We start from the raw sequence: 7,993 nt of genomic DNA on the forward strand, positions 1-7,993 counted from the left end.
AAGCCACACACACTTTTTGTCCTATAAGCCCGTTTTTTTGGCTCAATTTATTTTTTGCGGATACGGGAAGTGTTTGATGAAATTGATTAAATCTTTCATCGCGTAGGATAGGTATTTGTTTTTGCGAAAGACTAACCCGATGGTCACGGTAAGGGGTGGATCCATGGAAATCAGTTGGACATCATTTCGCTCTAATTTGGCTATATCCAATAAAAAGGAGAGCCCCACGCCTTTGGCTACGGAATCAATATTTGTTTTAATCTGATTGGACGAGAGTACAATTTTAGGCAAAAAGCCGCATGCTTCGCAGTTGGCTAATACGTTTTTACGATGAACCGAGTCTATTTTCATCAGTATGAGGGATTCTTCTTTGAGTTTATCAAAGGGAACTTGGGCGAGGCTGTGAAAAGGATGTCCGCTGGGAATACATAATTTATGTTCACTTTTAAAGAGGGGCATCGCTTCCAGCTTCGGCGATATATTATCGATAATGACAATCCCCAAATCGGCTTCATCGGCTAACACGCGTTCAGACACACCGACAGAGCCTTCTTCGAGGACATTTAACTCCCACTGGGGATATTCTTGGCGGAAGTGATTCAGTAACGGAGTGAACAAATAGGCACTAATCATCGGCGGGATACCGATGGTTACTGTGCCGGAGAGCTTATGCCGTTCATCTTTTATTTCGGCCACTGAGTTTTCCAGCTCCGCCAATACGTGTTTAATCGAAGTATAAAATTGGTGCCCTTTTTCAGTCAAGGTCATCTTTTTATACTCTCTTTTAAACAACTCAACGCCTAATTCATCCTCTAACTTTTTTATGGCAACGGTAATATTAGGTTGTGATACATAGTGTTGCTGTGCGGCTTTAGTCATGTTACCCAGTTCGGCTACTGAAATGAAAAATTCTAATTGTTTTAACTCCATAGTACCATCCTTGCTGTATAGTGCGAATACAATGATACGCTAAATATACATATTGCGAATATAATGATGAACTATATATAAATTATATTTAGTCCTATAAATTAAATTTATTGCATAATTATTATAACATATTTCACAAAAAAGTTATAGTCTTGTTATGCTTGTGCTAACAAAAGTTGTTACAACACAATGGATAAAAGTTTAGTGTATTTCAAATTAGGAGGGTTAACATGAGAGTATTACAGACAGAAGCCTTAATTCCTGTCATTGAAAAGTTGTGTATCAAAGCCTGCTGTGAATTGAATGATAATGTAATGGATGCATTCCGTAAAGCCGTTGAAAACGAAGAGTCGCCAATTGGCAAAAAAGCCTTGGAAATTATTGTTAAAAACGGTGAATTTGCTAAAAAAGAACAATTGCCATGTTGCCATGACACCGGCGTAGCTGTTGTACTCTTAGAATGTGGCCAGGAAGTGGCTTGGGAAGGTATGCCACTGGAAGATGCCGTTAATGAAGGGGTTCGTCGCGGTTATACGAACGGTTATTTACGTAAATCGGTAGTAGCGGATCCGTTGAATCGTGAAAACACCAATGATAATACACCGGCTATGTTGCATGTTGAAATCGTACCGGGCGATCAAGTAAAAGTAACGGTTATGCCTAAAGGCGGCGGCAGTGATAATATGGGTGCCTTTAAAGTATTATTACCGGGCGAAGGCAAAGAAGGGGTAAAACAATTTTTACTTGAAACCGTAGCTAAAGTAGGCGGTAATCCTTGCCCGCCGTATATTATCGGTATCGGTATCGGCGGCACCATGGATACCTGCGCTTGGATGGCGAAAAAAGCCTTACTTCGTCCTATCGGTGAACACAATCCAAATCCATACTATGCTGAATTAGAAAAAGAATTCTTGGAAGCAGTTAATAAATCGGGCGTTGGTCCTATCGGTATGGGCGGTACGGTAACGGCGTTGGATGTGCATATTGACTATCATGGTGTACATATTACAGCCTTGCCGGTAGCTATTAATTTCCAATGTAATGCAGCACGTCAAGCAAGTGAAGTTATTTAGGAGGCTATTATGGAACGGGATGTACAATTACCATTAACGAAAGAATTTGTAAAACAATTAAAAGTAGGGGACGTTTTATATTTATCCGGCTATGTATATACTTGTCGTGATGCGGCTCATAAACGTATTCAGGATTTGTTGGAAGCCGGCGAAGAATCACCGTTAGACTGAACCAATCAATTGGTATATTATGCCGGTCCATGTCCACCGCAACCGGGCCAGGTATTTAACTCCAATGGTCCTACAACTGCGGCGCGTATGGATCCGTTTGTAGAAATGATGTTCAAATTGGGCGTCGTAGCTTTCTTGGGGAAAGGCGACCGCGCACCTTACGTAGCTGATTTATGTAAAAAATACGGTGGTGTATCCTTATTAGGTGTAGGCGGTGCGTCAGCCATCAACGCGGCTCGCATTAAGTCGGCTGAAGTTGTTCTGTATCCTGAATTGGGCACTGAGTCTATTAAAAAGTTATACTTTGATCGTTTCCGCGTAATCGTAGGGATTGATACAGAAGGCAATGTATTGCAGAAACAAGAAGTAGCAAAATATAAACGTGATTAAGCGTAGAGCGCTATTTACGTTCGTGTGATTAGAGGTCATACCTTTAGATTAGGGACATAGGGATAGTTATGAACAATAAGAGTAAAACGATAGCGTCTTGGATAATACCGATTATGGTCGGTGTTATTATAGCCGTTTTACCGGTGCCGGCAGGCTTGTCCACGAAGGCATGGTATTTGCTGGCTATATTTTTGAGTACGATTATTGGGTTCATAATGCAACCGCTGCCGATCGGCGCCATTGCATTAATCAGTATTACAATCACCCAATTAGCGAATGTTTTAAAACCGAGTCAAGCGTTAGCCGGCTTTGGCAATAGCAGTATTTGGTTAATTGTGGCAGCCTTTTTGTTTGCGAAGAGTTTTATAAAAACGGGGCTCGGTCGCCGTATTGCGTTTTGGTTAATTACTAAAATGGGAACGAGCACGTTAAAGTTGGCCTATACGATTATTTTGAGCGATTTGATTATCAGTCCGGCCACACCGTCCAATGCAGCGCGCGCCGGCGGTATATTGTTTCCTATCGTAAGGGGCTTGGCGTCGGCCTTTGATTCCGAACCGAATAAAAATCCTCGTCGGGTTGGCGCCTTTTTGATACAAGCTGAATATCAGGGGAACACCGTAACATCGGCTATGTTTATGACGGCGATGGCAGGGAACCCATTGGACATCTTGTTGGCCAGTCAGGCTTTGGGTATTAATATGACGTGGGGCACTTGGGCGTTGGCTGCCATCGTGCCCGGTCTCATTGCGTTGGCCGTGATTCCGTATTATCTGTATAAAGTGTATCCGCCGGAATTGAAGAAGACGCCGGAAGCACAAGCCTTGGCACAGCAAGAGTTGGCGGAGATGGGACCTATAAGTTATGCTGAAAAAGCCGTAGCCTTTATATTCGTAGGGGCGTTGTTGTTGTGGAGCACATCGAACCTTACGGGCTTAAATGCAACCGTAGTTGCTTTATTGGGCGTGTCCAGTATGCTGGTAACCAAAATTTTGTCTTGGCAGGATGTATTGGATGAAAAAGGTGCTTGGGATACTCTCGTTTGGATGGGGACTTTGGTAGGCTTAGCGGGTCAGTTGGCTAAATCCGGCGTCATCGATTGGATGTCGGGGCATATCAGCAGTGCTTTAGTCGGTGTATCCTGGCTCGCAACCTTGGTTATTCTATTGCTCATCTACTTCTATATTCATTACGGCTTTGCCAGCTTGACGGCTCATATTACAGCATTGTACTCGACCTTTATTACAATCGCTGTAGCAGCCGGCGCACCGGCCTATTTAGCAGTATTGGTGTTTGCCTTTGCTTCTAATTTATGTATGTCGCTGACTCATTATGCAGCGGCGCCGGCGCCGATTTACTTCGGGGCAGGTTATGTACCACAGTCGACGTGGTGGAAGTTGGGCTTCCAAGTCTCTGTAATTAATATAGTAATCTGGTTTGGCATTGGCTCCGTCTGGTGGAAGGTATTGGGCCTTTGGTAAAAGCAGATCGATATGCTTTGGTAGTGAAATTTAATAGTGATATATAAAAAGTGACTGTAGCTAATATGCGAATAAGCATTTAGTTACAGTCACTTTTTAGGTTATATAGATATTGCTTTAGATAAGTTCCTTATTGTTTTCAAAAAACTGAATGAATTCCTGCATGGCCGGTGTCCGAACAGTCTGTTTATTCGTTGCCAGAACAATGGTGATAGGGAAGGTAATATCTGTGAGGAGACGAACCAAATTATCTTTAGGGGTAACAACTTTGTCGGTCATAAAGGCAGCGGCAGCCGAACTTCCGACTAATTGCTTGATAGTGTGGATTTGATTCGTGCGTAAGCGGATTCTAGGGTTCACGTTATAGAGCTGGAAATACTTGGTAATGATGGCCTGTATATAGGATGTTTCTTTGTAAAAAATCATAGGGATATTTTTATAATCATTTAAGGTGAGCAGATGATTCGGGCGACTTTCGGCAAGTTTCACCAACGGATCGTCCGGACCGACATAAAGATGGTATTCGGTTTTCAATAATGTAGTAAAGTCTAACAATTGGGCGTCTGATTCATTTTCAATGAGGAATGCTATATCTAATTTTTGTTCTTTTAGCATTTGTTTTAAGCGAAGAACGCCGGATTCATAAACTTCAAACTCTATATGGGGATAGGCTTTTTGAAAATGGTTAAAGATGACCGGAAATATAAAGGGACTCATCATAGGGGCTACGCCTAAGCGAATAAATTGGCGACCTTTCTGTAACAGCTTGATGCGATCCTCCAAGTTAGCTGTGTGATTTAATAGAGCCGTTACTTCCATGTAAAATTGCTTGCCCGTTTCGGTTAATGTCAGTTGACGTTTGCTTCTATCGAAGAGGGACAGTTGTAATTCGGTTTCTAAATTTTTTAAAGCCACGGAAAGGCTGGGTTGTGTAATTAATAGTTTTTTGGCCGCTTCATGGACCGATTTAGAGTTAACGACGGTATAGAAGTAGTTCAGCTGTGTCAGGGTAATCGTATTCAATAAATCCAAAACAGAGCCCTCCTTTAATTGTATGTGCCAAGTAATTGTATTTTATAAACTATGATAGTTTTAAACTATTAAATGATTATTTATTAATATTTTACACTATATAATATCGGCTGTATACTTTGAATTATAAGAAAGCAAGCATAAGCAGTGTGGCTAACATACAAGCCGTAGGAAATGTAAAACTTAGGTATTGATTATTAATGGACAAGGTTAAATGAGGAGGATATTATGCACGCTATTGAAAAATTATTGGCAAAAAAAGCCGGTTTGGATTCGGTTAAGACCGGCCAAATTATTAATTGTGAGATTGACTTAGCCGGGATTAATGATTTGTATTTGCAAACGGTTCGTTCCTTTTTTGAAATGGGGGCGACTAAAGTGAGTCATCCGGATCGCATTGCTATGTTTTTAGACCATTATGCACCGGCGTCTACGATTACTCAGGCGGATAATCAACGCCAATTCAGAGAGTTTTGTGAAGAACAACATATTGAAAAACTAATGGATATCGACCAAGGTGTTTGCCATCAGGTTGTGGCCGATAAAGGTTGGTCAAGACCGGGGGGCATCATTGTTATTACCGATTCCCATACAACCACCCATGGTGCCTTTGGTGCTTTTGGTACCGGTGTAGGTGCTACCGATTTAGCGATTATTTTGGCAACCGGTCAATTGTGGTTCCGCGTACCTGAAATTATTAAGATTAATTTTGAAGGGACTTTACCGGAAGGCGTTTATGCGAAAGACATTATCTTACATGCTATCGGTCAATTGAAAGCAGACTTTGCCGTATATAAAGCGGTTGAATTTGCAGGGCCTGTCATTGATGCGTTGAGCGTGTCCGAACGCATGGCATTATGCAACATGACGACTGAAATGGGGGCCAAAACTTCCTACATCCAGCCGGATGCGGTAACTAAGGAATTTTTGGTAAGCAAAGGCTTAGTGGAAGGGCAAGACTATGAAGTTTACACAACGGATGCGGACTTCAAATATGCCGATGAAATCACTTTTAACGTGAGTGATCTCACACCTCAAGTAGCGGCACCATCCAGTGTAGATAATGTGTTTGATTTGAAAAAATATGAAGGTCAGACGATTAATCAGGCTTATTTGGGGTCTTGTACCGGTGGCCGCGTAGAAGATTTAAAAGTGGCCGCTGAAATTGTGAAAGGGAAACATATCCCACGTCTTGTTCGTTTTGTCATTGTACCGGCTTCTAAAGGCGTATTTTTAGAAGCTATGGCTAAAGGCTATGTACAGACCTTAGTTGAAGCGGGGGCTACGTTCGTAACACCGGGTTGTGCGGCATGTTTAGGGACTCACGAAGGTATGATTTCATCCGGTGAATATTGTATTACGACAACTAATCGTAACTTCCCTGGCCGCATGGGCTCTACAGATGCTCATATTTTCTTGGCCTCGCCGGCAACCGTGGCGGCATCGGCTATTAACGGTAAGATTACCGATCCCACACTATACTTATAATGGGTAAGTAATGGTATACAGTGAAACGAGTAATAGTCAGTGAGGAGAATAGTTATGGACAAAATTATTAAGGGCGAAGTATTTACTTTTGGCAACAATATTGATACAGATCAGATTTATCCGGGTCGCTTTGTAGAACTTACCGATTTGAAAGATATCGTACCGCACACCATGCAGGGTGCTGCCCCAACGTTTGCGAGTACATTTAAAGCCGGTGACATTGTTGTGGGCGGCACCAATTTCGGTTGCGGCTCTTCCCGTGAGCATGCGGCAATTTGTTTGAAAGGCATTGGAGCCGGCGCCGTAATTGCGGAATCATTTGCACGAATTTTTTATCGGAACGGCATTAATCTCGGCTTGCCGCTCGTAGTGTGCCCCGGTATTAGTAAATTGGATTTAAACCATAAAGAAATCTCGCTAGATTTGGAAGCAGGTACGCTCACAGCAGACGGTAAGGTTGTGGCTCAAGTGGAACCTTTCACGCCGTATGTGTTATCTATTCTTGAAGCGGGTGGCATCAAGAATATGATTCGGGCAAAACTGAACGCCTAATATATAGGAGGTATGGGTATGTTGGAAGATAAATACTTTCCGGGATTTACACAACAATTTATAGAAACCGAGCCCGGTGTTCAAATTAATACTTGGATAGGCGGCCATGGGGATACGGCGGTGCTTTTATTGCATGGCCATCCGGAAACACATTTAATCTGGCGGTTCTTGGCGCCACGCTTGGCTGAGCAATATACGGTGGTTATGACGGATCTTCGTGGTTATGGCGACAGTTCAAAGCCAAAGGGTTTACCTGACCATGCTAATTATTCGAAACGCGTTATGGGGGAAGATCACTTTACGGTGATGAATAAGCTTGGTTTTGAAAAATTCCATCTCATTGGTCATGATCGCGGTGCTCGTGTTTGTCATCGCATGATAGTAGATAAACCGGAGCGTATTTTAACATGCACGATGATGGATATTTTACCAACATTGGAAATGTATGCTGATACGAATGAAGAATTTGCTACTAAATATTATCATTGGTTTTTCTATATTCAGCCAAATGGTTTTCCGGAAACATTATTGGGTGCGGCACCGGAATATTTTATTCGTTTTAACCTGGAGAGAAAAATCGGACCAACTGCACGGGCTAACTTTCCGGAAGACGTAATGCAGGAATATATTCGTTGTTTTTCAGATCCGGCTACAATTCATGGTATTTCGGAAGATTATAGGGCATCAGCCACGATTGACCGTGAGTTTGACAAAAAAGATATTGACGATAAGGTAGTTATAAAGACGCCGTTATTAGTTATGTGGGGCAAAAACGGTGTAGTCGGTAAGCTTTGGGATGTATTAGCCGGTTGGCAGGCTAAAGCGGAACAGGTTGAAGGCTATGGCATAGATAACTGTGGGCACTTCGTACCGGAA

General features: G+C 42.3%; 7 protein-coding genes and 1 pseudogene. 6 read left to right on the forward strand and 2 right to left on the reverse strand.

Annotation, left to right across the window (positions count from 1 at the left end; translation table 11 throughout):
* Positions 1 to 42 precede the first annotated feature (42 nt).
* Positions 43 to 930 (reverse strand): LysR family transcriptional regulator, encoded by an 888-nt coding sequence (locus tag QZL64_RS06600; protein ID WP_021841222.1) that lies wholly within the window; start codon positions 928 to 930, stop codon positions 43 to 45.
* Between the two features lie 230 nt (positions 931 to 1,160).
* Between QZL64_RS06600 and QZL64_RS06605 the strand changes: the two genes are divergently transcribed.
* The 3 genes and pseudogenes from QZL64_RS06605 to QZL64_RS06615 all read left to right on the forward strand — a co-directional run bounded on the left by QZL64_RS06605 (position 1,161) and on the right by QZL64_RS06615 (position 4,045).
* Positions 1,161 to 2,003: a fumarate hydratase gene (locus QZL64_RS06605; RefSeq protein WP_021841223.1), complete on the forward strand. Its 843-nt coding sequence runs from the start codon at positions 1,161 to 1,163 to the stop codon at positions 2,001 to 2,003.
* Between the two features lie 9 nt (positions 2,004 to 2,012).
* A pseudogene (locus QZL64_RS06610) lies at positions 2,013 to 2,564 on the forward strand (FumA C-terminus/TtdB family hydratase beta subunit).
* Between the two features lie 68 nt (positions 2,565 to 2,632).
* The gene (locus QZL64_RS06615; protein ID WP_021841226.1) at positions 2,633 to 4,045 is read left to right on the forward strand and encodes an anion permease; all 1,413 of its coding nucleotides are present in this window, start codon (positions 2,633 to 2,635) and stop codon (positions 4,043 to 4,045) included.
* Between the two features lie 117 nt (positions 4,046 to 4,162).
* Here QZL64_RS06615 and QZL64_RS06620 read toward each other — a convergent pair whose 3' ends face one another.
* Positions 4,163 to 5,077 carry a LysR family transcriptional regulator gene (locus tag QZL64_RS06620; RefSeq protein ID WP_021841227.1) on the reverse strand — a complete coding sequence of 305 codons (915 nt, stop codon included), beginning with the start codon at positions 5,075 to 5,077 and terminating at the stop codon, positions 4,163 to 4,165.
* A gap of 228 nt (positions 5,078 to 5,305) precedes the next feature.
* Between QZL64_RS06620 and QZL64_RS06625 the strand changes: the two genes are divergently transcribed.
* From QZL64_RS06625 to QZL64_RS06635, 3 genes are all read left to right on the forward strand, one after another.
* Entirely contained in the window at positions 5,306 to 6,565 is a 1,260-nt protein-coding gene (locus QZL64_RS06625) for a 3-isopropylmalate dehydratase large subunit (RefSeq protein WP_021841228.1), read from the forward strand.
* A gap of 54 nt (positions 6,566 to 6,619) precedes the next feature.
* Positions 6,620 to 7,117 (forward strand): LeuD/DmdB family oxidoreductase small subunit, encoded by a 498-nt coding sequence (locus QZL64_RS06630; RefSeq protein ID WP_021841229.1) that lies wholly within the window; start codon positions 6,620 to 6,622, stop codon positions 7,115 to 7,117.
* 18 nt (positions 7,118 to 7,135) lie between these two features.
* On the forward strand, positions 7,136 to 7,993 hold an 858-nt coding region (locus tag QZL64_RS06635; RefSeq protein WP_296309414.1), incomplete at its 3' end, for an alpha/beta hydrolase.

The sequence above is a fragment of the Veillonella sp. CAG:933 genome, assembly GCF_000431435.1.
Classification (GTDB): Bacteria; Bacillota; Negativicutes; order Veillonellales; family Veillonellaceae; genus Veillonella_A.